Genomic DNA, 25,809 nt, shown 5'->3' on the forward strand with positions numbered 1-25,809 from the left:
ACACAGCTGATTAGCTATGAGTTATTTTGTGTTGCACTTGTTATGATAAATTATCAGTATAATAAATTAACATTATGTAGTAATGCATGTTTTTTATTGTCTAAGCTTTGGTGATCTTAAAACTAGGGAAGTGATAGTTTAATATAATGACTTTTAATTATAGAGAGTAAAGAATTAAGATAACGAAAATAATTAACGAAACTGAACAAATTGATGATTAATTGGGAAAAAGAGTCGAAGACAAATATAAAAAATAAAGATAAAAAACAAAAGAAAATAATGCAGAGCATCTACAATGGAAATATCAATAAAAAAAAGATAGCTAAAAAGCTATCTTATGTATTGGTGCCGGAGGCGGGACTTGAACCCGCACGGTGTTGCCACCGCTGGATTTTGAGTCCAGTACGTCTGCCAATTCCATCACTCCGGCTGACTTTATAAGTATAGCATAAAGTAAAAACAATGTAAAGGAATTTTTGTAAAAATTTGAAATTTATTTTTTAGAGTTTGAAATTTGACTAATTTTGTTTAGTTTTTCTTAATAATTTTGTAGACTTTGAGGGCCTGTTTTTGTGCTATAATCAATGTGAACGGAGGATAATATTCTATGAAAAAAATTACAGTTTTTTTATTAGCTATTTTAATTTCATTATCATCGACTATTAGTTTCGCTGGCAAGATTGATACTAATGTTATTGATGAGAAATGGGGAAAGCCAACTTTTGTTTATGGTGAAAGCTTGGATAAATCTCAAATTAGAAAAACAAAAGGACTTTTAGATATTGAAGACGACAGTAATATTAAGTCAGTCATGGTTACTTATAATGATTTGTTGAAGTATATCGGTGGGGATGATTCTAATCCGGGCAGTATGATTTCTAGTGTTTTGGTTAAGAAAGAAAACAAAAATAAAGGTATAAAAGTTAATATTACGACACCGAAAAATATTACATTGATTACTGAAAAACAATATGAAAATGCCGCTATTACTGCTGGGGTTAAAGATTGTACTATTATGGTAGCAGCAGTTAGGCCTGTGACTGGAGAATCTGCTCTTACCGGAGTTTATAAAGCATTTGAATCTAATGGTGAAAAACTTGATAAAGACAGAATAAAAGTTGCTCAAGAAGAATTAGAGGTAGTTAGTGATATTAACAAAGAAAATAATGACAAAGAAAGCTTTAGCAGAGATAAGCTTAATGATGTTATTGTTGTAATAAAAGATAATATTGCTAATATAAATATCAACAATAATGGGCAAGCGCCAACTGTTGATGAAATAAAAAAGATTGTAAATGATGCAATCAAAGAAAACAACTTAGAAAATGTTATTACAGAGGATCAAAAACAAGAATTGGTTAACTTGTTTGAAAAGTATTCAAACGTAAAATCTATCGATTCGAAAGATATAAAGGATGAATTATCTAATATTTCCGGTAAAGTTATAGAAGGGGCGAAAGACATTTATAAAAAGGCAGAAGATGCTGGTATTATTGATAAAATAATCAACTTTTTCTCATCTCTTATAAAATCAATCGCAGATTCGTTTGGATCAAGTAATTAAAATTTTTAGAGGGCTAGCTAGCCCTTTTTTATTGTCCTAATATAATAAATAATACCAATCGAAACTTGTAATCATTACAAAATATGGTATAATAAAATTGTAAATTAAATACGAAAGGATGATTATTAATGTCATTAATTAAAAAACACGTTGAAGAATTTAAAGTTCCTGCTTATCACAATGAAGAACTTACAGAAGTTTCTAGTGAAGATTTAAAAGGCCACTGGTCATTATTGTTCTTTTACCCAGGAGATTTTACATTTGTATGTCCTACTGAATTAGAAGACTTACAAAATTTATACTCAGAATTTAAAGATTTAAACTGTGAAATTTATGCTATATCTACAGATTCAGAATTTGTTCACAAAGCATGGCATGATAAATCAGAAAAGATTAAAAAAATCGAATATCCAATGTTATCAGATAGAGCATTTGCTTTATCGAAACAATTTGGCGTATTAAAAGAAGCTGACGGTCAAAGTCAAAGAGGAGCTTTCTTAATCAATCCTGATTTGGACGTTGTATTATATGAAGTATCTGCTGATGGAATTGGTAGAAATGCACACGAATTATTGAGAAAACTTCAAGCTGCTCAATATGTAGACAAATACGGTGATCAAGTTTGCCCAGCTAACTGGACTCCAGGTGAAGACACTTTAAAACCAGGAATTGATCTAGTAGGTAACTTATAAATAGCAAAACTAGCTGTAGTAGATTACAGCTAGTTTTTTAAATTGTTTTCTATTTCTATAATGTCTTTTAAAAATTGTGATGAATCAACTTCAATGGAATTTCTAGTTTTTGGAGATAACAGGGTTAATTTGTCCTTTGCTCTAGTCATTGCTACATAAAACATTCTTCTTTCTTCTTCAAATATATTTTCGTAATTCTTATTGTTAGAGTCGATATTTGTAGGAAACTCGCCATCTATCAAATCAATTATGAAAACTTCATCAAATTCCAATCCTTTTGCAGAGTGGACAGTTAATAAATTTAGATTACTATTATGTTTTATCGAATCTTTTTGGATTGTTTTCAAATTTTCAATTTCATTAATAAAATCTTCGTAGCTCTCACAATCTTTAAACAAATATTTATAGATTTCTATCAAAAAATCCAATGATATTTTTTGGTTTTGTAGCAAAACACTGTCTTCAATATATGTTTTGTAATCAATATCATTCATAATGATATCAATTTTTTTGGAACCTTTTGCTCTTTTAATTCCTGAAAAAAATGATTTTAAGTCCATAAATCTGTCTACATAATATCTACTTAAAGTTGAATCATCCAGAAGACGGTCCAAAACAGGCATAGATTCATCGTAAGTTTCTAGTTGGTTAATGGATGTTTTCTTGATGTAGCTGTTTAATTTATAATAAATATCTCTAAAAAGTCCAACAGATGTTTTATTTTCGGAAAAAGCAATCATCTTTAAAATATCATTGAGCACAAAGTGATTGTAGAAATCATCCTTTTGATATCTTGAATGAAAACTAATATCCTGATCATATAAGTACTTCATTAGTGCTATTGACGAAATGTTTTTCCTGTATAAGATAGCAGTTTTCTTATCGGGATTGACATTATTTTTTAAATAAGAATACATTGACATGAAGTTTTGAGGAAATTTAATTATAATCTTCTTGTCTGATGATTTTGTTGAAGTTACATCTTTGTTGTAACGGTTTTTATTTTGTTTAATAAACAAATTACTAGCATTAACTATTTTATCGCTGCATCTAAAATTTTGGTCGATATAGTATATACTTGCACCAGGGAAAATTTTTTTGAAATCCAATAAATAACTTGGATCTGCTCCTCTAAATGAATAAATAGATTGGTCATCATCAGCCACTATGAATAAATTATTTTCAGGATAGGCAATCTTTTTTATAAGTTCAAATTGGATTTTAGAAGTATCTTGCCCTTCGTCCACTTGAATAAACTTATATTTACGTTTTATCCTTTTTAATATATACTCATTTTCATTTAAGATTTCAAACGATTTGGTTAACATATCATCAAAGTCTATAAAGAAATTCTTTTTCTTAAAAATTTCATATTCCATGTAAATTTTTTCGAAATTTTCAATGTCAAATTTAGGAAAATCTTTGACAATCATCATATTTTTACAATAACCGTAATACTGCAAGAACTTTTCAACGTCTTCGTCTTTTGAGTTGGTTTTGTTAATATGTCTAATTATATTTCTTATTACAAAATATTTATTTACATCATCATTGGACTCCAATATCTTAAATATTATATTGTTCATTTTGTAATGTAACTTAATAATATAATAGCAAAAAGAATGGATTGTAGAAAAATACGCTGAATCTGTTTCTGGGAATTTTTCGGAAAATCTTTCTTTCATATCTACTGCTTGGGACTTACTAAAAGTGATTGATAATACACTTTTAGGATCTACATTATAAACTTTTTCTAAGTATTTTATTCGATTTAACAAAACAGTAGTTTTTCCAGCGCCTGGTACTGCTAGAACCAAAGCAGCAGAGGTATAATGAGATATTGCTTTTTGCTGATTTTCAGTAAATTTCATATTATCACCAATAATTATTATATCAAAATGTTTGTGATTATTGGCAAATTGTAGTATTATTTAAGTATAAGATTTATGATAAGGGGTAGATAAAAATGTCAATGAATGAATTTTTAGAAAATAGAAAATCAATAAGAGATTTTAAATCAAAAAACCTTAGTGATTCAGATTTACAAAAAGTTGAATCTATTATTTTTGATATAAATAACTTAGCAAAAAAATACGATGTTAACTTCAAGTTATACAAAGACGGTTCTGTAGTTTACAATGCTCTTGATGGAGAAGGTGGATACGAAGGAACTATGATAAAAGCTAATCATTATATTTCTATGCAAGCGGATAAAAACAACGAATTATCAATGATTTTTGGTGCATATTATTTCGAAAATTTAATTACTAAATTAGATGCATTGAAGATAGGAAGCTGTTGGGTAACTATCGCTAATGCTTCAGAAGATGCCAAAAAAACAGCGTTTGATGAAAACTCAAACGTAGATTTCTTGCTTGCAATGGGATATGCTCCAAGTGAATTTGGATTTGGAAAGAAAAAATTTAGTTCAAGAATCGGTGTTGAAGAGTTTGTATGTGACAAATCATTGTCTACTCCAATTGATATAGATAAATTACAAAACTATGGTTTGGATGAATTATTTAGTTATTTGAGATTTGCTCCTTCAACTAAAAATGAACAACCATGGAGATTCGTATTAAATGATGACGATATTGATTTGTATATCAAAGACTACAAAGGAATTGAAAATTTAATAGATGCTGGAATTGTAATGTATTATTACACAGAACTAGCAAATTATAATAATATTGATGCTAATTGGAATGTAAAAGAAGAATTAAATGATAAAGACAATTTCAAATACATTGCATCAGTAAATTTCTAATTAGAAAATAAGCCTTTAATTAGGCTTTTTTAATACATAGCGTTATATGCCAAGGAGAATAATGAAATGAGAAAAAAGTACTTATTGTTGATTTTAGTTGGTTGTTTAATTTTGTCTAGTTGCGCAAAAAATGAAAAACAAAATTCCGAACAAAAAGAAGAGAAAAAAACTGAAGAAAAAATGAATAATGAAAACATAAGCTTATTTGCAGCTGCATCATTAGAAGAATCGTTAGCAAAAATTATTCCTGAATTTGAAAAAGAAAATAATGTAAAAGTCGACGTTAACTTAGCAAGTTCTGGGAAATTGCAAAAGCAAATCGAACAAAAAGCACCTTGTGATGTTTTCGTTTCTGCTGGTCAAAAGCAAGTAAAAGCTCTTGAAGAAAAAGAACTTGTAAAAGATTCAAAAAGTTTATTAAAGAATAAACTAGTAATAGTGAAAAACAAAGAAACAGACATTAAAATTTCTAAAATTGAAGATTTAGAAAATGTTAAAGGAAAGATAGCTGTTGCTGAATTAGAAACAGTTCCAGTTGGTCAGTATACAAAACAAAGTTTGACTCATTATAACTTATTGGATAAGCTTCAAGACAAATTTGTATATGGTAAAAACGTAAAAGATACATTAAGATTTGTTGATAGCAAAGAAGCGGATGTAGGTTTTGTATATTCTTCGGATTCTATAACAGATGATAAGGTTGAAGTAGCTTTTAATGTTGATGAAAGCTCTCACAAGCCTATAATTTATCCAATAACTAAAACAACTTATTCCAAGAATACTGATATGCAAAATAAATTGTATGAGTTCTTACAAAATAAATTATCGTTAGAATATTTCAAGGAAGCAGGTTTTGAATCTAGCAATGAATAATGATATTATGATGCCTATTATAATTTCATTAAAGGTATCCATAATCTCAACAATTATAACATCAATTCTATCAATATTTATTGCTTGGATGATGGTAAAGTTTAATAAGAAAAATGGTAGTATTTTAGAGGCAATTATCACATTGCCTCTTGTTTTACCACCGTCAATTTTAGGATACATTCTTTTGATTATAATAGGTAATAATGGTTTAATTGGAAAGTTTTTTTATGATAATTTTGGATGGAGTGTGATTTTTACTTGGAAAGCATGTGTTATTGCTTCTGTAATAGTATCGTTTCCGCTAATGTATCAAAACTGCAAATCCGCATTTCAAAGCATTGATAAAAAGATTTTAAATGCAGCAAGAACTATGGGAGCTAGTGAATGGAAAATATTTTTTAGATTGGCAATACCATTAGCATATACAGGAATAATAAGTGGATTGGTACTTGCTTTTGCAAGAAGTTTGGGAGAATTTGGAGCAACGATGATGGTCGCTGGAAATATTCCAAGCAAAACTCAAACAATACCATTAGCAATGTATTATGCTGTTGAACGAGGAGATAAAACGATGGCGAATACTCTAATGATAGTTGTAGTGGTTTTTTCCTTCTCGTTGATATATTTCTTGAACAGATGGATTGAAAAAAGAAGGAATAGAAATGCTGAAGTGTAATATTGAGAAACAATTGAATCATTTTGTACTTAATGTTGATTTTGATGTTAAAAATGAAATATTGTGTATTATGGGAGAATCCGGAAGTGGGAAGACATCTATTTTGAATTCAATAGCAGGTTTATTAACTCCGAATAAGGGAAGTATAGTTCTTAATGAGAACATTTTATTTTCAGAACAAATAAATTTGAAACCACAGGAAAGAAAAGTTGGATATGTTTTTCAAGATTATGCACTTTTTCCAAACATGAGCGTAAAGGACAATATATTTTTCATGAATCCTGATGAGTTCTACACAAATTCTTTAATAGAAAAATTAGGAATAGAATATCTTTTGCAAAATTTTCCAAATACTTTATCAGGTGGGGAAAAGCAAAAAGTATCAATAGTGAGAGCTTTGTCAAATAAACCGAACCTACTTTTAATGGATGAGCCTTTTAGTTCAATTGATGAAAAATTTAAAAATAAATTTTATGAAGAACTAATTGAGATAAAAAAATCATTGGATATTCCAATTATAATGGTGACTCATAATAGACTTGAAGCAGAAATTTTATCAAATAGAGTTATTTTTATTGATAAAGGTAGAATTGTAAAATAATCGTAAAATACAATAATTAGGTATTTTCTTATCATTTAGGGTATAATAATTATAGGAAACAACCAGGAGGTATTTGATGAAAATAAAGCAAAAGGTACTTAATATTGTAAATTCTAATGATTATATTCCTTTAACTTTTGATGAATTATCTTCAAGATTAAATATTGAAAAAAAAGATTATAAAATCTTTAATAAAATTATTAATGAACTACAAAAGGATAATAAAATTTTAGTAGATAAAAATTTTAATATAATTCCAATTTCACAGCAAAAAGCATATACAGGTACTATTCAAGGATCTGGAAGTGATTTTTGCTATTTTATTCCTGACGATGAAAGTATTGATGATATATTTATAGCCAAGAAAGATCTGAATGGTGCTATTCATAAAGACAAGGTATTAGTTACAATAACAGTTGAAAAAAAAACAAACAGAAGTCCAGAAGGCAAAGTATTACAAATTATTTCTAGAGAAACAAAAAAACTTGTGGGAACTTTTGATGAAGCTAAAGGTTATGGATTTGTAATTTTAGACGATAAAAAATACGGATTTGATGTTTTTGTACAATCTGGAAATAAAAATGGCGCAAAAAATAATGATAAAGTTGTTGTAAAACTTATTAAAACTCCTTCAAAAAAACACAAAAATCCAGAAGGAGTTATTGTTGAAGTTTTAGGAGCAAAAGATGATCCAGGAATTGATATATATTCTATAGCAAAAACTTTTAAATTGCCTTATGAATTTCCGAAGAAAGTAAAACAACAAGCACAAGAAATTGAACAACAAGTAGATGAATCAGAAAAAAAATCACGCATGGATTTTAGGGATTTGTTTACAGTTACAATTGATGGATATGATGCAAAAGATTTTGACGATGCTATAAGTATTTCAAAAAAAGGCGACAATTGTATATTATACGTTCATATTGCCGATGTAAGCTATTATGTTAGAAAAAACACTGCTCTTGATAAAGAAGCTTTTAGAAGAGGAACGAGTGTTTATATGTTAGATCGTGTAATTTCTATGTTACCAGTTGAATTATCAAATGGAATTTGCTCACTAAATCCAAATGAGGATAGACTTTGCTTGACAGTTAAGATGGAAATCTCACCAACTGGTAAAACTTTGGATTACAAATTTTATGAATCTGTTATAAATTCTGATTATAGATTGATTTACAAAGATGTATCAGACTTTTTAGAAGGAATAGATAATCCATACGATGATGAAAAACTTACAGATAATTTGTTACTAATGAAAGAATTGTATGAGATTCTAAGCGTTAGACGAAAAAACAGAGGAAGTATAGACTTTGATTTTCCAGAAACTAAAATTATTTTGGATGAAAACTCAAAAGTTATAGATGTTAAAAAAGATGAAAGAAGGATTGGCAATAAATTAATTGAAGAATTCATGCTAATTACTAATGAAACTGTAGCTAGTCATTTTGGTTATTTAGATAGACCATTCTTATACAGAGTGCATGAAGAGCCTGATGAAGAGAAGGTTAATACATTCAAAAGAATTTTGTCAAACTTTGGATATCATTTGAAAGGAAAGAACTTGTATTCAAAAGATTACCAAAGAATTTTAAATGAACTAGATGGCAAGCCTGAAAAACCTCTATTATCTTCGCTTTTATTAAGATCTATGCAAAAAGCTGAGTACAGCCAAAATCCTAGCATTCATTTTGGACTTGCATCGATGTTCTATACGCACTTCACTTCTCCAATCAGAAGATATCCGGATTTATTTATTCACAGAATTGTAAAGAATTTTATAAATCATAAGCCAGATACTAATAACGAAAAAGAATTCATGAAATATATCAAAGACATTGCTAAACAATGTTCAGCAACTGAAAGAAGAGCAGAAGAAGCTGAACGAGAAGCTATTGATATGAAATCAGCAGAATATATGCAACAACATATTGATGAAGAATTTGATGGTATTATTAGTTCTCTTACAAAATTTGGGATTTTTGTACAACTTGACAATACAATCGAAGGTTTAGTACAATTTCAATCTATGATAGATGATTATTATGTATTTGACGAAAAGAATTATACTGTGTATGGTGAAAGAACTAAAAAATCATACCATATTGGACAAAAAGTAAAAATAAAGGTAATAAACAGTGATAAGGACAAGCATCAAATTGATTTTGAATTTGTAAATTAGAGAAGGAATATAATGAGTGATATAAAATTATTAGCAAACAATAAAAAAGCGCGTCATGAGTATTTCATAGAAGATGTGTATGAATGCGGAATTGAGCTAAAAGGAACTGAAGTTAAGTCTATCAAAAAAGGAAAAGTTTCAATTAAAGAAAGTTATTGCATGATAGAAAATTCTGAAGTTTTTGTATATTCAATGAATGTAAGTCCGTACACACAAGGAAATATTTTTAACGTGGATAGTTTAAGAAAAAGAAAACTTTTAATGCATAAATCTGAAATCAGAAAATTAATTGGAAAAACAAAGGAACAAGGTTACACATTGATACCTTTAAGAGTTTACGAAAAAAATGGGCTTGTTAAGGTAGAAATTGCACTTGCAAAAGGTAAGAATTTGTATGACAAGAGAGAAACTTTGAAAAAACGAGACGATTTGAGAAATATGCAAAGAGCAATGAGAAGATAAGGAGTAACAATGAGCTTTGACGGAATTGCAACAAAAGCGATAGTTGACGATATAAAAGAAAAATTAACGAACGGTAAAATCAGTAAAGTTAATCAACCAGATAAAAACGAGTTAGATTTAATAATCTATAATAACAAACAAAATTATAAACTTCTTATTTCTGCATCCTCATCATTACCGAGGATGCATTTTACAAATGAAAATAAGAAGAATCCTATTGAAGCATATAATTTTTGTATGTTAATGAGAAAATATTTACAAGGAGCGGTAATTACTGACATTTATCAAGAATCAATGGATAGAGTTGTAAATATTGATATCAATAGTAGAGATGAAATGGGATATGATATGAATTACACATTAGTTGTGGAACTAATGGGCAAACATTCCAATATAATTTTGATTGAAAAAGAAAGTAAACTTATAGTAGATGCAATAAAAAGAATCAGTTTTGATACGAAAAGTATCAGACAAATTTTACCCAAAACTAAGTATTCATATTTGGAAGATGATAAAATAAATATTTTGAAATCTGATGATCTTCCATCTGAAATTGCTGAAGGGACTACTAAACTTCAACAAGTTTTTTATAAAAATTATACTGGTTTTTCTCCTACAATTTCTAGGGAAATTTGCTTGAGAGCTGATTTGGATTTTAATATCAAGCTAGAAGATTTGAATGAAGATGAAAAATCTAGATTTAATCAATGCTTTATTGATGTAAGAAATGCTATAAGAAATAGCGATTATGATTATTCTATAGTTATAGATGAGGATGAAAAGTTAAAGGATTTTCACGTTATAAAATTGGAGAATTATGGATATCAAAAGAAAAAATTTTCTGATATACACGAAATGCTTGATTACTATTATAAAAAGCACAGTTCAAATGACTCCATAACTCAAAAGTCTTCACATCTTAAAAAAATAGTTTCAAATAAAATACAAAGAAACTCCAATAAATTGAGTAATTTAACGATTGACTTGCAAGAAGCAAAGAAACGAGACATATACAAGGTTTATGCGGACCTTATAAGTTCCAATATGCATTTAATACAAAAAGGTATAGATAAAATAACAGTTGAAAACTTTTATGACAATATGAATAAAATAGAAATTCCTTTAAATCCCATAAAATCCGGAAATGAAAATGCACAAATTTACTATAAAAAATTTAGTAAATTAAAAACTAGAGAAAAAATGATTGAACAAGAACTTCCATTAATAAAGCAAGAAAATGAGTATTTGCTTCAACTTTTAGAAACTTTAGAAAGAGTTACAGAATACCAAGAATTATCTGAAATCAAGGATGAAATGGTAAAAATAGGTTTGATAAAAAAATCTAAGAAAAAAACTGCAAAAGTAAAACCATCCAAGCCAAGACATTTTATTACAAAAAATAGTGTTGATATATATGTAGGAAAAAACAACTATCAAAATGATAATTTAACTTTGAAACAAGCAAATAAGGAAGATATTTTTGTTCATGTAAAAGATATGCCAGGATCTCATGTTATTATGAGAAATGAAAATCTTGTTAAGGAAGATTATGATGTCGCGTGTTTCTTGGCAGCCTATTTCTCCTCAATGAGTAAAGAAAAATTCGTTGAAGTTGATTATACTGAAAAGAAAAACGTAAAAAAAGCTAAAGGAGCAAAACCAGGAATGGTGTTTTACAACAATTTCAACACTGTCAATGTAGACATGAGTTCATATAATATTGACGATATAAAAGAAATTGTTTAAAAAATGTAATAAATTATTGTAAATTTATTGAAGTTAATATAAACTAACAATATCAAGGGGGCGATAGAAATGAAGTCTATGACAGGATTTGGATCTTCAAGTTTGGAATTAGAAGATTGTAGCATAGATATAGAAATTAAATCTGTTAATAACAGGTATTTGGATTTCAATTTTTCGATGCCAAATTATCTGAATTTTATGTTAGAAGACATGAAGTCACTTATTAAATCTAAGTTAAAACGTGGTAGGGTTGATGTTTTTATCAAAATTAAAAAATATCAATTATCGGTTGATAGTGTGGATATCAATTATGAATTAGCTGAAAAAATCAAACAAAAGCTTGATTCATTAAATGAAAAATTAGACATGAAATCAGATATCAATGTTAGAGATTTAGTACAATATGAAGATGTAATGTCTTTTACTTACAAAGATTTGGATAATGAATTTTTGCATGATAATATTCTAAAAGTTCTTGATGAAGCTGTTAACAAAATTTATTCTATGAGATCTATAGAAGGAGATAACTTAGAAAAAGATTTATCTGAAAATCTTTCCAAAATAGAAACTGAAATAACAAAAATTGCAAGTTTGACTGAAAATAGCGTAAAAGAATACAGGGAGAATTTGTTTAAAAATATTTCGGAATTATTAGATGAAGAAAAAATAGACAAGGATAGAATGTACTTGGAAGTTGCGTTGATGGCAGATAAATCAGATATTAACGAAGAATTAAAAAGATTTGATTCTCATATAGTTCAATTCAAATCAACTATGGATATAAAACATAGCATTGGTCGAAAATTAGATTTCATTATCCAAGAAATGAATCGTGAAATCAATACAATTTCTTCAAAATCTAATGATGAATCTATTTCAGTTTGTGTTATTGAAGTTAAAAGTTTGATTGAAAAATTGAGAGAACAAGTACAAAATATTGAGTAGATGGAAAATGGAAAGTTTAGGTATAGGATTTTCAAATTTAGTTAATAGTAAAAGAATTATAGCAATTGTAAGTCCAGAAACGAATCCAATTAAAAGAATAGTTCAAAAAGCAAAAGAAGATAACAATCTTATAGATGTAACTTTTGGTAGAAAAACTAGAAGTGTAATTATAATGGATTCCAGTCATGTTGTGTTGAGTTGTCTTCAACCTGAGACTTTACAAATGAGATTAGATAAATCAAATAATAAGGAAGATTAATATGAGAGACGGGTTTTTATTAGTTGTTTCAGGGCCATCGGGAGTTGGCAAAGGAACTGTTTGCGAAAAATTAATTTCACAAAAAGATGATATCGTATATTCCGTTTCCGCTACGACAAGGAAAAAAAGACCTTACGAAGTGGATGGAGAAAATTATTACTTTTTGAGTTTAGATGAATTTAAGAAAAAAATAGATCAAGGAGAGTTCATAGAATATGCTAATGTGCATAACAATTTTTATGGAACTCCAAAATCATTTGTTTTTGACCAAATAAACAAAGGGGAGATAGTTATTCTCGAAATTGATGTTCAAGGAGCTTTGAAAGTTAAAGAAAACTATCCGGAAGCTGTTTTTGTATTCATTCTTCCACCAGATTTGATTGAACTTAGAAGAAGAATTGAAGGAAGAAACACAGAAGACGAAGAAACAATCAATATAAGAATGAATAATGCTAAAAAAGAATTGAGTTTTATTGATGAATATGATTATGCAGTAATTAATGAAGATGTTGATGAAACTGTGAAAAATATAGAAACTATAATTGATGCAGAAAAATTTAGAGTTGTAAAAGGAGAAAAATATGATTAATCCATCATTTAAAAAATTATCAGAAATAAATAATAGTAGATATGCACTTTGTGTTATGGTAAGCAAAAGAGCTAGAATGTTAATAGACGGTAAGGAAACTAAATTAAAGAAAGCAAAAGCGCAACCAGTTACCACTGCCTTAGAAGAAGTTATGGAAAAAAAGGTGTGGGAAGATAAAGCAAATGAATAAAAATATTCTTTTGGGAGTTACTGGAGGAATTGCTATTTACAAGGTTGTTGATGTTGTAAGTAGATTAAAAAAACTGGACTACAATATTAAAATAATAATGACAGATTCTGCATGTGAATTTGTAAGTCCAATGACATTTGAAACTATTGGTAAATGTGATGTTAAAAACAAAATGTTTCACAAAAATTCGCATAAAATTGTTGAACACATAGACCTTGCAAATTGGGCGGATTTGTTTTTAGTTGCACCTGCAAGTGCTAATATAATGGCAAAAATTAATCATGGTATTGCCGATGATTTACTAACATCAACAGCTTTAGCATATACAAAACCAATAATGTTTTGTGTAAGCATGAATACTAATATGCTTAATAATCCATCTACACAAAAAAACATAGAAGAATTAAAAGAAAAAAATCATTTAATTATCGATTCAAATAGTGGAATGCTTGCCTGCGACACAAAAGGAGATGGCAGGCTAAAAGAACCTTGGGAAATTGTAGAAGAAGTTGAAAATTATTTCTGTAAAAAAGATTTAAAAGGCAAGAAAGTTTTGATTACTGCAGGAGCTACCGTTGAAAGAATAGATCCTGTAAGATATATTACTAATGACTCAAGTGGTAAAATGGGTTACTCAATAGCGAAGAAAGCTTTCATGAGAGGAGCGGATGTGACTATTATTTCTGGAAAAACTTCAGTCGATAGTCCATACGGTATTGAAAATATTAAAGTACAATCTGCCATAGATATGAAAGAACAAATCGAAAGTTGTGTTGATGACTATGATTGTTTGATTATGGCAGCAGCAGTAAGTGATTTTAAAGTTAAAAATCGAAAAGATTTAAAAATAAAAAAACAAGACGGGATTCACTCTTTAGAATTAGAAGAAAATCCTGACATTTTAAAATCATTAAATAAAAAAGAAAATCAAATTTTTATTGGTTTTGCAGCAGAAACAAACAATTTAATCAAAAATGCTGAGAAGAAATTAAACAAAAAAAATTTGGATTATATTGTATTAAACGATGTATCCAAGAAAGATATTGGGTTTAATTCTGAGTACAATAAGGTATCTATTATCAGCAAAAATCAAATATTAGAATTAGATAAGGATACAAAATTAAACATAGCAGATAAGATTTTGGATTTAATAAAGTAGGGAAATATGTATATTGATGTTATTTTTAGAAACAAATCAAAGATGACTAATAGGCTGTACTCTTATTTTACAAGTGAAGATGTTGAAGTTGGGATGAGAGTTATAGTACCTTTTGGGAAATCAAATATTAATAAATTAGCATTAGTGGTTAGAATTAACGACAATCCTAAAGAAGATATCGAATACAAAAAAATAATATCAGTAGTAGATTTAAATCCTATTGTTACACAAGAATCCATTGATATTGCTTTTTTTATGGTTGATCGATATCTAAGTGATTATAGCTCTGCATTTCAGACTATCTTACCTCCTGGAAATTTTGAAGAATTAAAGGAGTATTTCATTGCTAATGAAAAGTTAAAAGACGAAGACGAGGATTTGTACAATATTCTTAAAGATAAAAAAGAATATTCAGAGATAAGAGATGTATCTGATATTAGCCACAAAAAATTAATGGATTATGTAAAATCTGACTTGCTAAAAATGGATTTAGTTTACGACCAACAAATTGCTCCCAAATTAGAAAAGTACGTTAAACTTGTCTTAGATAATCCATCTATTTCAAAAAGAGCAAGTGCTCAAATAAAAGTAGTAGAGACACTTAAAAATAAAAGTAACATGCTTTATAGTGAACTTTTATCCAAAACAAAAACATCTTCGAGTGTGATAAAAGCTCTTGAAGAAAAGAAAATAGTTGAGGTTTATTTCAAAGAAGTTGATAGAGTTGTGCTAGAAGACACTAAGGTTTATGAAAAAATTAAACTGAATTCACAGCAACAAAAAGCTTACAACTCAATCTTAGAAAATCAATTCAATTTATTACATGGGGTTACAGGTAGCGGAAAGACGGAAGTTTATTTGCATTTAGTTGAAAAGATGCTAAATGAAGGAAAAGATAGCATAATATTAGTGCCTGAAATTTCACTAACTCCTCAGACAATTGAAAGATTTGAGGGAAGATTTCCAGGAAAAGTCGCGATTATACACTCTAAGTTAAATATCAACGAAAAATTCGAACAATTTCGAAAAATGTATAATGGAGAATATAAAATTGTCGTTGGAGCAAGAAGTGCTGTGTTTTCTCCATTTAAAAATTTAGGGCTAGTAATAATTGACGAGGAACACGAGACAAGTTATGTAAGTGAAAAAAATCCAAAATACAATGCTATAGATATTTCTAGGTTTAGAGCAAAATACAATGATGCTAAATTGGTTTTGGGTTCTGCAACTCCAGGAGTTGAAGAATACAAAAAAGCTTTGGATGGCGAATACAACCTAATTGAAATGAACAAAAGAGCTAATAACACTAATCCAGTTGAGTGTACTATTGTTGACATGAGAAAAGAATTAGAAACTGGAAATATGAGAATGTTCAGTAAGGTTCTTTTAAATAAAATACAAGAAAATTTAAATAACAAGAAACAAACAATTTTATTTTTGAACAAAAGAGGTCACACTTCTTTTATTTCATGTAGAAGATGTGGATATGTATTAAAATGTGACAGCTGTGATGTTTCTATGACATATCATAAGACAAAAAACAGATTGATTTGTCACATGTGTGGAAGAACTGCATTAAAACCAAAAGTTTGTCCCAATTGTGGTTCGAAATTTATAAAAGAATTTGGAGCAGGTACTCAAAAACTAGAAGAAGAAACCAGAGAACTTTTTCCAAATGCGAGAATCGCAAGAATGGACAGAGATACTACTAACACGAAAAAAGATTATAAAAAAATCTATGATATGATGACTAGTCAGGAAATTGACATATTAATAGGCACTCAAATGTTGTCTAAAGGATTCGATTTTCCAAATGTGACATTAGTTGGTGTATTGGCTGCAGATATCAGCTTGAACTTGGGAGATTATAAGTCAAACGAGAAAACTTTTCAGCTGATAACACAAGTAGCTGGAAGGGCTGGAAGAGCGGAATATGAAGGAGATGTGATTATACAAACTTACAAACCTGAAAATTTTGCAATTACTTCAGCTGCTCTTCATGATTACAAAATATTTTACGAAAAAGAGATAAAACTCAGAAAAGCGTTTAATTATCCACCATTTTTTAGAATATTAAACATCAACATTTCAAGTAGAAATAGAAATGTTGCTATGAAAAAAATCACTGAGATTTCCAATTACATTGCCGCATTGATTAGGAAAAACAAATTATCTACAACATTGATAAACGGGCCTCATCCTTCACCAATCGAAAGAATAAATAATATGTATAGGTTTGATTTGTACTATAAATTCCCGAACGGAGAAGATAAAATCATAGATATAGTAAAAAAAGTGTTGATTAATAATGAATACAATATTAACTTAGAGGGGATTACTTTAAAAATCACTTTAGATCCTCAAAGTTATTTTTAGGAGATAAAATGGCATTAAGACAAATAAGATTAAAAAATGATCAAATCTTGAGAAAAAAATCAAGAGAAGTTGAAAAAATAGATGAAAGAATCAAACAAATCGTTGAAGATATGTTTGAGACAATGTATGAAAATAAAGGAATAGGATTAGCTTGCGTCCAAGTAGGGATGCTTAAAAGAATAGTTGTTATTGATATGCAAGATGAAGATGGACAAATGGTTTTGATTAATCCTAAAATTATAAAAAAATCTGATGAAAAACAAATCAATGTTGAGGGATGCCTTTCAATTCCAGGAGAAAATGGATATGTTGAAAGACCAAAAACTGTTATTGTAGAATACACTGATTTGAATGGAAATGTTCAACAAAAAACAGCCTCTGATTATAAAGCACATTGTTTTTGTCATGAGTTAGACCATTTAGACGGGGTATTATACACTGATAAAGTTTTAAATCTTAGCGAAGAAGAAATTGAGAGATTGAACAATGAAAAATAAAATTGTATTTGCTGGATCACCTGATTTTGCGGTTGAAAGTTTACAAAAATTATACGATAATCCATATAACGAAATTCAATTAGTAATATCTCAACAAGATAAAAAAAGAAATAGGAATAAATTTTCTCCCACTGCAGTAAAGAAAAGAGCAATGGATTTGGGAATAGAAGTCATTACTCCAAAAAATATCAACGACGATGAAGTTTTTGATATGCTAGATAAACTTAATCCTGATTTTATTGTCGTCGTAGCTTATGGACAATTAATTAAAAAAAGAATCTTGGATAGATTTAAAAATAGGATTTTAAATGTGCATGCATCAATTTTACCGAAATACAGAGGTGCTGCCCCAATTAATTATTCACTTATAAACGGCGATAAAGAATCTGGAGTAAGCATTATGCTAGTGGAAGAGGGACTTGACGCAGGGGATATCCTAGCTATCGATAAAATTGATTTAGATGATAAAATAATGCTTGAAGAATTGCACGATAAATTAATGATTATGGGAGCTGGCCTGATAAATAAAGTTATAGATGATTACCACAACTATTTTGATTCAAGGATAAAACAAAATGAAGAAGAAGCATCAACTGTTGGTAAAATAAATAAATCTATGGGTGAGATTGATTTCAATGAAAAATCTGATGTAATTTACAATAAATTTAGAGGATTGACTCCATGGCCAGGTTTGTTTTTTACATTAAACGAACAAAAAGTAAAAGTTCATAATATCAACATAATAAAACAATACAATGATAAAAAGAATGGCGAAGTTGTAAAAGTAGATAAAAATGGAATTAAAGTTTCTTGTGAAGATGGTTTTATAGTTATCACAAGATTACAACTTCCTAATAAAAAACCTCTTAATGTAAGTGAATATTTGAATGGTAATTCATTTGAAGAGGGGATAATTTTGTAGGAGGAAACATTGTTTAATTTTTATTATGATAAAACTATGATTTTACTGATACCAGCTTTAATATTGGCTTTTTATTCTCAATACAAAGTAACTCATACTTTTGAAAAGTATAAGAAAATTACTAATTCAAAAGGTTTGACTGGAAAAGAAATGGCAAGAGTTTTACTTGATTATGAAGGTTTATCTGAAATAGAAATTGTAAATGTTCAAGGTAGTTTGTCAGATTATTATGATTCATCAAAAAAAGTCTTAGCTTTGTCTGATGATGTTTATAATAGTCAATCAATTTCAGCGGTTACTGTTGCAAGTCATGAGGTTGGTCATGCAATTCAAGACAAGGAAAATTACGGATTTTTAAGATTTAGAGAATCATTATTTCCTGTTGTGAATTTTGCTTCTAAATCAGTATGGATTTTACTTTTACTTGGATTTATGTTTAGTATGAAACCATTGGTAGAATTCGGAATTATATTATTTTCGGCTACAGTGTTGTTTCAAGTTGTTACATTACCAGTAGAATTTGATGCTAGTAAAAGAGCTATAAGAGCGTTATCTAATGGCTTATTAATTGAAGATGAAATCGAACCTGCAAAGCAAGTTTTAAAAGCTGCGGCACTGACATATATAGCAAGTGCTTTAGTTTCTTTATTACAATTGGTAAGATTAATACTAATATCAAGAGATAGAGATTAAAATTAAAGTAAATTGAGCCTAAAATAAGGATTTTCCTATTAGGTTCAATTTTTTTTATTTGATTTTTAGTGTAAAATAGATATTGTAATAAAAATAATTAAAAGAAATGAGAGACTATGAATATTAGACAAGAAATAATTAATATAACGAATTCAATTAATAATAAATCAGGATATTCATCTGAAATATTGAAGACTTATGATTATAAAGACTTAGATAAAAGTGATATTGGATATATCAAAAGATGTGTATTTACAGAAATTGAAAATAGATTTTTCATAGACTATGTAATATCAAAGTGTAGCGATTTAGGAATAAACAAGCTTGATAAAATTGTGTTAGAAATATTACGTATGGCTACTACTGAAATATTATTTATGAAAACAGCTGATTATGCTGTTGTTGATGAATCTGTAGAACTAGCTGGTAGTTTGACTAAGTACAAAGATTATGTCAATGCCGTATTAAGAGAAGTATGTAGATTTAATTTTGAGGAAGAAGATTTGGAGGATAATATAAAATTTTCAATCAATAAAGAGTTGTTAAAGATGTTGAACAAATCTTATTCCAAAAAAACTGTAAGAAAACTTCTTAAATCATTTTTTTACAAATCTGATTTTGTTATTAAAGAAAATAAATTGAAAGAAAACAACTTGAAAGTAAATTTAGAAAATCAAGGATTTATATTACAAGATCATCCTTTTTTACAAGATAGTTATATTGTAGAAAATCCTGAATCTATTATTGATACAGACGAATTTAAAGAAGGTAAATTTCTTATTCAAGATGGTTCTTGCAGTTTGTGTGCTGAAATTTTAGAGCCTATGGATAATTCTATTGTACTTGATATATGCTCTGCACCAGGCTCAAAATCATGTAATATACAAGAATTGACTAATAATCAATCAATTTTATATTGTAACGATATTAACGAGAATAAAATATATAGAATCAAAGAAAATGTCGAAAAATGTGGAGTCGGAAATGTACAATATATGAATTTCGATGCTACAATTTTCCAAGATAGTTTAGTAAATAAATTTGATAGAATTCTTGTGGATGCTCCTTGCTCTGCAACAGGCGTCATTAATAAAAATCCTGAGATAAAGTTGTTTAGAACGAAAAAAGATGTAGAATATTTGGTGGAAACTCAAAGAAAAATACTTGAAAATTGTGAGAAATACTTAAAAAAAGGCGGAATATTAGTTTACTCAACATGTTCTCTTCTAAAAGAAGAAAATGAGAATAATGTGGACTTTATAGAAAATAAGTTACATTTGAAAAGAGAGGATATTGATTTTTATGGTGAGAAGAACGAGTTAATAAAACTAATGCCTTTTCAAAAAGGAACACAGGGATTTTTTATATCTAAGTTTGTGAAATGTGATTAGATTACAAAATTCGATATTTTTGATATAATCTAAATTGGTGAATAATATGCAAAATAAACTCATATTGGAAAATTTAACTGTCTATGAATTAAAGGATTTTTTTGAAAATAATGGAGAAAAATCTTTTAGAGCTTTACAATATTTCCAAGCTATTCATAAAAACAGAATATTAAATCCTGATAAAATGACTAACTTTTCTAATGATTTACGACAAAAACTATACGATTATAATGATATTAGAAATTGTTCAATAATAAAAAGGATAGATTCAAAACTAGATAATACAAAAAAATATCTCGTTGAGTTGAATGATGGTAATATTGTCGAAACAGTATTTATGGAGTATAAGACACATACTTCGATATGCTTATCAACTCAAATTGGTTGTAAAATGGGATGTAAGTTTTGCGCATCAACTAAAAAAAGTTTCGTACGAAATCTAGAACCTTATGAAATGTGTGCCCAAATTTATCTGGTAGAGAATGATTTAAATTTAAAAATCAACAATATCGTATTAATGGGAATTGGAGAGCCACTTGATAATTATGATAACGTCATTAGATTTATTGATTTAATTACAAACACAGAAGGACAAGATATGTCTATTCGAAACATAACATTATCTACATGTGGATTAGTAGATAAAATAATAAAACTTGCTGATGATAATATTGGAATTAATATAACTATTTCGCTTCATAATCCTTTTGATGATGAAAGAAATAATCTTATGCCTATTGGGAACAAATATCCAATTGAACAAATACTCGATGCATGTGATTATTATTTTAATAAAACTAAAAGGCGCATTGGATTTGAATATACTGTTATTGAAAATGTAAATGATTCTAAAAAATACATGGACAAATTAGTTAGTTTGTTAAGAAACAGAAATTGTCTTCTTAATTTAATAACATTAAATCCAATTGAAGAATTTAATCAAAAATCTCCAGATAGATACAAGATGACAGAATTTATGAATTATATGAATAAAAACAATGTTAATACAACAATAAGGAGAAAACAAGGCGTTGATATAGATGGGGCCTGTGGACAATTACGAATTAACAATATGATTAAAAGAGGTGTGAAATGAAATATGCTTCAAACACAGACATCGGGCTGGTAAGGAAACTAAATGAAGATTATCATATGAATTATATTACAGATGATTTTAGCTTGCTTGTTGTTTGTGATGGAATGGGTGGACATAAAGCTGGTGAAGTAGCAAGTAAAAAAGCTGTCGAAACAGTTATAAATTACGTGAAAGAAAATGAAAATGAAAAAGACTATAAAAAAATGCTTATTAAAGCTATAACACTAGCAAATGAAGAAGTTTATAAAGATAGTGAAAATAATACTGAACATAGAAATATGGGAACGACAATTGTTGCTTGTTTGATTCATGGTGAAAATGCTATTGTGGCAAATGTGGGTGACAGCAGACTATATTTGTATAGGAATGAAGAATTAGAACAAATAACAGTAGATCATTCTCTTGTAAATGATTTATTATCATCAGGAACCATTACAGAAGAGGAAGCTATTGATTTTTCACAAAAAAATGTTATTACAAGGTCATTAGGTATTCAAGATACTGTAGATGTAGATATTTTTGACATTAAACTTATTAAAGATGATTTGATTTTAATGTGTACAGATGGTTTGACTTCACAATTGGAAAAAGAAGAAATAATTGAAATCATTAAAGAAGAATCAAACTTAGATGATATTATCAAAAAACTAATAAATGAAGCAAATGATTTCGAGGGCATAGATAATGTAACTATTACGCTTTATTTATATGAAGGTGAAAATTATGATAGGTAAAGTTTTAGGCGATAGATATGAAATTATAGAAGAAGTCGGCGTTGGTGGGATGGCTAAGGTGTATAAAGCCTTAGATACTGTTTTGAATCGATATGTTGCTGTTAAAGTTTTAAAAAACGAATACATGGAAGATCAAGACTTTTTAAGAAAATTCGCTATGGAAGCTCAATCTGCCGCATCATTAACTCATGCTAATATAGTTAGTGTATTTGATGTAGGAAGCTCATATGTGGATGGCAGAAAATACAATTATATTGTGATGGAATATGTTGATGGTAAAACATTAAAAGATATAATAGATGAAAAGCAAATTTTGCCAATTGAAGATATAGTTAATTATGGAGTTCAAATAGCTAGCGCATTAGAATGTGCACATAAAAATGGAATAATTCACAGAGATATTAAACCACATAATATGCTAATTGATAAATCTAATAATTTAAAAGCAACAGATTTTGGTATTGCGAGAATTTCATCATCTGCTACTTTAACGTACACTTCAACTGTGTTGGGAACTGTACATTATATTTCTCCGGAACAGGCAAAAGGCAAGTTTATTGATGAGAAAAGCGATATTTATTCATTAGGAGTAGTTTTATACCAAATGGCAACGGGTGAGGTTCCATTTGATGCACCAAATGCGGTTGGAATTGCATTAAAGCATATTCAAGATCCGTTGGTTCCCCCTATAAATTTAAGACATGATTTGCCACAAGGACTAAATGATATCATAGTTAAAGCTATGTCAAAAGATCCTAATGAAAGATTTAAATCTGCTACAGAATTAAAAGAAGTATTGAAAAATTACCAAAACTATTCTTCAGATTTATATCAAAAAACTACAAAAAGTCCAATAATAAAAGAGAATGATGAACAACCAGAAATCAAAGAAGCGGTCTATAAAACACCGAAACAATCTTCGACAAAGGACAAAAAAAACAATTCAAAAAAATTTATGTGGATTTTATTACCTATAGTATTAGCGGCTTTAGTATTTGTAGGAATTATATTCGGGAAAAAATATATTAATAAAAACAAACAAGACTTAGTTGCAGTACCGGCGCTTACTGGTTTAACAGAAAATGACGCTATAAATAAGGCAAAGGCTAATAATTTGATTGCTGTAGTATCAGAATACAAAACTGAAAACAGTGTTGAACCGGGTAAAGTTTTAGAACAAGATCCAGAATCAAGCACGGAAGTAAAAAAAGGTACTATAATAAAATTAGTTGTTAGCAAGGGAGAAGAACAGGTTTCGGTTCCAAACTTATCAAATATGACGGTGGAAAATGCTAAAATTCAACTTAACAAATTAGGGCTAGAAATCGGTGAAATTACTAAAGAAAACAGTGATAATTTTGAAACTGGTAAAATTATGCAACAACACCCAGATGCAGGAACTAGCATTAGCAAAGATTCTAAGATTGATGTGGTAATTTCTTTAGGTAAGAAAGAAGAATTAGTGGAAATGGTAGATTTAATAGGTACAGACATTAGCCAAGCTAGTAATAAATTAAAATCAATTGGATTAAATATAGGTAACATTGAAAAGAAATTTAGCAATGAATACGATGTAAACCAAGTTATATGGCAACAATACGACGCAGGAAAGAAATTAAAAAAAGATAGTTCAATAGATGTTATCATTAGTAAAGGCAAGAAAGAACCTGAAATAATTGAAAAAGTATTTAGGATAAGCAAACCTGTGGAACAAGGAATTTATACAGTTACAATAAAAGATGAAACTGAAAATAATATAATCTACGAAGAAAATCATGATGCATCTGAAGGCAATATCAGAATTAAAGTTAAAGTAAAGCCAAATAATGACATTAAAGTGTATGTCAATGGAGAATTGATTAATGTCGGATAAAACAGGTGTAATTACAAAAATACAAAGAGAATTGTTTTATGTGAGTGTTGGAAATGAAGTTTATCCTTCAAAAGCCAAGGGGAATTTTAGAAACAAAAAAATAACTCCAGTTGTAGGAGATAAAGTAGACATTCATATAGAAAATGGTCTTGGATTTATTTTAAATATACATCCAAGATCGGTGCTTCTCCATAGACCAGAAGTAAGCAATGTTGATAAATGCTTCGTTTTATCCAGTATAAAATCACCTAATATTAATCTGATGTTATTAGATAAATTCTTAATAATGATAGAAAAAAACAATTTAGATTGTGTAATTGTTTTTAATAAGTGTGATTTATTGACTGAAGATGAAATGCAGAGTTATTCTGATATATACAGAAATATAGGTTATAAAGTAATATTCAACTCAAACCAAAATACTGATGTTAACAATAAATTATTAAACGAATTTAAAAATCACATAAGCTGTGTAATTGGTCCAAGCGGAGCCGGAAAATCAAGTACATTGAAAAAATTATTTCCTAATGAAGATTTTGTATCTGGTAAAATAAGCGATAAAACTCAAAGAGGAAAGCAGACTACTAGACACATCGAAATAAAAAGGGTTGATGAAGACACATATGTACTAGATACACCTGGTTTTAGTTCTTTTGATTTGTCATTTTTAGATGATAAATCAGAAATCAAGAAAAATTTTATTGAATTTAAAGCAAATAGCGACAAATGTAAATTTAATAATTGTGATCACATTAATGAACCAAAATGTGAAATAAAAAAGCTTGTTGAAAAAGGAGTTATATCTAAAAGTAGATATGATAATTATTTGGAAATTGTTGAAGAATACGAAAAATTTAGGAGGTATTAATGGCTTATTTAAGTCCGTCTTTATTGGCTTGTAACTTTTTTGAGTTAGAAAAAAATTTAGAGATATTAAAAAATAAAGGAATAAAATATTTGCATCTTGATGTAATGGATGGAAATTTCGTACCGAACATATCTTTTGGGTCAGCAGTAATAAAACAAATCAGACAAAAATATCCAGAATTTATTCTTGATTGTCATTTGATGGTTAATAAACCTGAAGATATAATTGATGAAATTATAAATGCAGGAGCTGATATAATTACATTTCATCCGGAAGCTACTTTTCACCCTCATAGAGCTATCCAAACAGTTCATAAAGCAGGCAAAAAATGTGGACTGGCATTAAATCCATCAACTGGATTAGAATGTTGTAAATATATAATTGATGATTTGGATATAATCCTTGTAATGAGTGTAAATCCTGGTTTTGGAGGTCAATCATTTATTGAAAGTCAATATATAAAATTAAAAGATACGAGAAAAATGATTGATTTATCAGAAAGGGATATTATATTGGAAGTAGATGGTGGAGTTAAGACATCAAATGTAGATAAAGTATTGGAATCAGGAGCTGACTTGATAGTTAGCGGTTCTGATGTTTTTAACGAAAATATAGAATCGCAATTAGATATATACAATCAAAAACTAAAATAAG

At 28.4% G+C, this 25,809-nt stretch carries 25 protein-coding genes and 1 tRNA gene; 24 read left to right on the plus strand and 2 right to left on the minus strand.

Features of this window, described 5'->3' with window-relative positions:
* Nucleotides 1-343 precede the first annotated feature (343 nt).
* Nucleotides 344-430: transfer RNA gene (locus tag ACLUJM_RS00005), tRNA-Leu, on the minus strand.
* Nucleotides 431-607: 177 nt separating this feature from the next.
* On the opposite strand from ACLUJM_RS00005, the gene ACLUJM_RS00010 reads away from it, so the two are divergent.
* On the plus strand, nucleotides 608-1,564 hold the full coding sequence (locus tag ACLUJM_RS00010) for a DUF1002 domain-containing protein (RefSeq protein ID WP_412411797.1): 957 nt from the start codon (nucleotides 608-610) through the stop codon (nucleotides 1,562-1,564).
* Between the two features lie 128 nt (nucleotides 1,565-1,692).
* Nucleotides 1,693-2,256, plus strand: a complete 564-nt coding sequence (locus ACLUJM_RS00015; RefSeq protein WP_294685147.1) for a redoxin domain-containing protein — start codon at nucleotides 1,693-1,695, stop codon at nucleotides 2,254-2,256.
* A 29-nt stretch (nucleotides 2,257-2,285) separates the two neighbouring features.
* On the opposite strand, the gene ACLUJM_RS00020 is transcribed toward ACLUJM_RS00015, so the two are convergent.
* On the minus strand, nucleotides 2,286-4,127 hold the full coding sequence (locus ACLUJM_RS00020) for an ATP-dependent helicase (protein WP_412411798.1): 1,842 nt from the start codon (nucleotides 4,125-4,127) through the stop codon (nucleotides 2,286-2,288).
* Nucleotides 4,128-4,222: 95 nt separating this feature from the next.
* Here ACLUJM_RS00020 and ACLUJM_RS00025 point away from each other — a divergent pair, with 95 nt between their 5' ends.
* The 22 genes from ACLUJM_RS00025 (at nucleotide 4,223) to rpe (ending at nucleotide 25,808) form a co-directional block, all read left to right on the plus strand.
* On the plus strand, nucleotides 4,223-5,023 hold the full coding sequence (locus tag ACLUJM_RS00025) for a nitroreductase family protein (RefSeq protein WP_412411799.1): 801 nt from the start codon (nucleotides 4,223-4,225) through the stop codon (nucleotides 5,021-5,023).
* A gap of 66 nt (nucleotides 5,024-5,089) precedes the next feature.
* Nucleotides 5,090-5,896: a molybdate ABC transporter substrate-binding protein gene (modA, locus tag ACLUJM_RS00030; protein ID WP_412411800.1), complete on the plus strand. Its 807-nt coding sequence runs from the start codon at nucleotides 5,090-5,092 to the stop codon at nucleotides 5,894-5,896.
* Nucleotides 5,889-6,572, plus strand: a complete 684-nt coding sequence (modB, locus tag ACLUJM_RS00035; RefSeq protein ID WP_412411801.1) for a molybdate ABC transporter permease subunit — start codon at nucleotides 5,889-5,891, stop codon at nucleotides 6,570-6,572. The genes modA and modB overlap by 8 nt, the downstream gene beginning before the upstream one ends.
* Complete coding sequence (locus ACLUJM_RS00040; protein ID WP_412411802.1) at nucleotides 6,559-7,173, plus strand: ATP-binding cassette domain-containing protein; 615 nt, start codon at nucleotides 6,559-6,561, stop codon at nucleotides 7,171-7,173. Before modB ends, ACLUJM_RS00040 begins: the two co-directional genes overlap by 14 nt.
* Nucleotides 7,174-7,249: 76 nt before the next feature.
* Nucleotides 7,250-9,355, plus strand: a complete 2,106-nt coding sequence (rnr, locus tag ACLUJM_RS00045) for a ribonuclease R (RefSeq protein ID WP_412411803.1) — start codon at nucleotides 7,250-7,252, stop codon at nucleotides 9,353-9,355.
* A gap of 12 nt (nucleotides 9,356-9,367) precedes the next feature.
* The gene (smpB, locus tag ACLUJM_RS00050) at nucleotides 9,368-9,817 is read left to right on the plus strand and encodes an SsrA-binding protein SmpB (protein WP_094205581.1); all 450 of its coding nucleotides are present in this window, start codon (nucleotides 9,368-9,370) and stop codon (nucleotides 9,815-9,817) included.
* 9 nt (nucleotides 9,818-9,826) lie between these two features.
* On the plus strand, nucleotides 9,827-11,563 hold the full coding sequence (locus ACLUJM_RS00055; RefSeq protein WP_412411804.1) for an NFACT family protein: 1,737 nt from the start codon (nucleotides 9,827-9,829) through the stop codon (nucleotides 11,561-11,563).
* Nucleotides 11,564-11,632: 69 nt separating this feature from the next.
* Nucleotides 11,633-12,508, plus strand: a complete 876-nt coding sequence (locus tag ACLUJM_RS00060; RefSeq protein ID WP_412411805.1) for a YicC/YloC family endoribonuclease — start codon at nucleotides 11,633-11,635, stop codon at nucleotides 12,506-12,508.
* Between the two features lie 7 nt (nucleotides 12,509-12,515).
* Nucleotides 12,516-12,767, plus strand: a complete 252-nt coding sequence (locus tag ACLUJM_RS00065) for a DUF370 domain-containing protein (protein WP_002836275.1) — start codon at nucleotides 12,516-12,518, stop codon at nucleotides 12,765-12,767.
* 1 nt (nucleotide 12,768) lies between these two features.
* Nucleotides 12,769-13,356 (plus strand): guanylate kinase, encoded by a 588-nt coding sequence (gene gmk, locus ACLUJM_RS00070; protein WP_412411806.1) that lies wholly within the window; start codon nucleotides 12,769-12,771, stop codon nucleotides 13,354-13,356.
* Nucleotides 13,349-13,546: a DNA-directed RNA polymerase subunit omega gene (locus tag ACLUJM_RS00075; RefSeq protein WP_002836280.1), complete on the plus strand. Its 198-nt coding sequence runs from the start codon at nucleotides 13,349-13,351 to the stop codon at nucleotides 13,544-13,546. The genes gmk and ACLUJM_RS00075 overlap by 8 nt, the downstream gene beginning before the upstream one ends.
* Nucleotides 13,539-14,705, plus strand: coding sequence for a bifunctional phosphopantothenoylcysteine decarboxylase/phosphopantothenate--cysteine ligase CoaBC (coaBC, locus tag ACLUJM_RS00080; protein ID WP_412411807.1), 1,167 nt, complete (start codon nucleotides 13,539-13,541; stop codon nucleotides 14,703-14,705). Before ACLUJM_RS00075 ends, coaBC begins: the two co-directional genes overlap by 8 nt.
* A 6-nt stretch (nucleotides 14,706-14,711) precedes the next feature.
* Complete coding sequence (priA, locus tag ACLUJM_RS00085) at nucleotides 14,712-17,081, plus strand: primosomal protein N' (protein WP_412411808.1); 2,370 nt, start codon at nucleotides 14,712-14,714, stop codon at nucleotides 17,079-17,081.
* 8 nt (nucleotides 17,082-17,089) lie between these two features.
* Nucleotides 17,090-17,578 (plus strand): peptide deformylase, encoded by a 489-nt coding sequence (gene def / locus ACLUJM_RS00090; protein WP_412411809.1) that lies wholly within the window; start codon nucleotides 17,090-17,092, stop codon nucleotides 17,576-17,578.
* Nucleotides 17,568-18,500, plus strand: a complete 933-nt coding sequence (gene fmt / locus ACLUJM_RS00095; protein WP_412411810.1) for a methionyl-tRNA formyltransferase — start codon at nucleotides 17,568-17,570, stop codon at nucleotides 18,498-18,500. Before def ends, fmt begins: the two co-directional genes overlap by 11 nt.
* 9 nt (nucleotides 18,501-18,509) lie before the next feature.
* The gene (locus ACLUJM_RS00100) at nucleotides 18,510-19,193 is read left to right on the plus strand and encodes a zinc metallopeptidase (protein ID WP_294685917.1); all 684 of its coding nucleotides are present in this window, start codon (nucleotides 18,510-18,512) and stop codon (nucleotides 19,191-19,193) included.
* Nucleotides 19,194-19,309: 116 nt separating this feature from the next.
* The gene (rsmB, locus tag ACLUJM_RS00105) at nucleotides 19,310-20,584 is read left to right on the plus strand and encodes a 16S rRNA (cytosine(967)-C(5))-methyltransferase RsmB (protein WP_412411811.1); all 1,275 of its coding nucleotides are present in this window, start codon (nucleotides 19,310-19,312) and stop codon (nucleotides 20,582-20,584) included.
* Between the two features lie 46 nt (nucleotides 20,585-20,630).
* A complete protein-coding gene (gene rlmN, locus ACLUJM_RS00110; RefSeq protein ID WP_412411812.1) occupies nucleotides 20,631-21,680 on the plus strand; it encodes a 23S rRNA (adenine(2503)-C(2))-methyltransferase RlmN in 1,050 nt (349 codons plus the stop codon).
* Complete coding sequence (locus tag ACLUJM_RS00115; protein ID WP_294685914.1) at nucleotides 21,677-22,414, plus strand: Stp1/IreP family PP2C-type Ser/Thr phosphatase; 738 nt, start codon at nucleotides 21,677-21,679, stop codon at nucleotides 22,412-22,414. Before rlmN ends, ACLUJM_RS00115 begins: the two co-directional genes overlap by 4 nt.
* The gene (gene pknB, locus ACLUJM_RS00120) at nucleotides 22,404-24,287 is read left to right on the plus strand and encodes a Stk1 family PASTA domain-containing Ser/Thr kinase (protein ID WP_412411813.1); all 1,884 of its coding nucleotides are present in this window, start codon (nucleotides 22,404-22,406) and stop codon (nucleotides 24,285-24,287) included. The genes ACLUJM_RS00115 and pknB overlap by 11 nt, the downstream gene beginning before the upstream one ends.
* The gene (gene rsgA, locus ACLUJM_RS00125; RefSeq protein ID WP_412411814.1) at nucleotides 24,277-25,155 is read left to right on the plus strand and encodes a ribosome small subunit-dependent GTPase A; all 879 of its coding nucleotides are present in this window, start codon (nucleotides 24,277-24,279) and stop codon (nucleotides 25,153-25,155) included. Before pknB ends, rsgA begins: the two co-directional genes overlap by 11 nt.
* A complete protein-coding gene (gene rpe / locus ACLUJM_RS00130; protein ID WP_412411815.1) occupies nucleotides 25,155-25,808 on the plus strand; it encodes a ribulose-phosphate 3-epimerase in 654 nt (217 codons plus the stop codon). The genes rsgA and rpe overlap by 1 nt, the downstream gene beginning before the upstream one ends.
* Nucleotide 25,809 lies beyond the last annotated feature (1 nt).

The sequence above is a fragment of the Finegoldia sp. genome (assembly GCF_046991905.1).
Taxonomy (GTDB): domain Bacteria; phylum Bacillota; class Clostridia; order Tissierellales; family Peptoniphilaceae; genus Finegoldia.